The organism is Bradyrhizobium sp. P2_E8 (assembly GCF_056403875.1).
Genome location: NZ_JBFUES010001822.1, coordinates 1 through 658, shown reverse-complemented (window position 1 = coordinate 658; position 658 = coordinate 1). Strand labels below are relative to the sequence as shown.

At 61.1% G+C, this 658-nt stretch carries 1 protein-coding gene; it reads left to right on the top strand.

Going from position 1 to position 658, the window contains the following annotated elements:
* Positions 1-658, top strand: a 658-nt coding sequence (locus AC1D00_RS44115; RefSeq protein WP_477015075.1) for an ABC transporter permease family protein, incomplete at both ends; no start/stop codon positions are given.

Here is a 658-nt window from a genome sequence, read left to right as displayed (position 1 = left end):
GGATATTCATCGCCCTGTTCGTGGTCTCGCTGTTCGCCGAGCTGATCGCCAACGATCGGCCTTTCCTGGTCAAGTTCGACGGCCGTCTCTATTGGCCTGCCTTCGTGACCTATTCGGAAACCACCTTCGGCGGCGATTTCGAGACGGCGGCCGACTACCGCGACCCCTACTTGCAGAAGCTCATCAAGGACAAGGGCGGCGCCATCGTCTGGCCCCTGATCCGCTATTCCTACGACACCCACAATCTCGACTTGCCGACGCCGGCGCCATCGCCGCCGACCTGGATGCTGACGGAAGCGCAGTGCAAACTTGTCGTAGAGAAGAAGGGGCTGAAGAGCTGCCGCGACCTCGAATACAACTGGCTGGGTACGGACGATCAGGGGCGCGACGTGGTGGCGCGGCTGATCTATGGCTTCCGCATCTCGGTGCTGTTCGGCCTCTGCCTCACGATCATCTCATCCGTCATCGGCATCGCAGCGGGAGCGGTGCAGGGCTATTTCGGCGGACGGGTCGATCTCATCTTCCAGCGCTTCATCGAGATATGGACGGCAATTCCGTCGCTCTACCTTCTCTTGATCCTGTCCTCGGTCCTCGTGCCCGGCTTCTTCGTGCTGCTCGGCATCCTGCTGCTGTTCTCCTGGGTCTCGCTGGTCGGTCT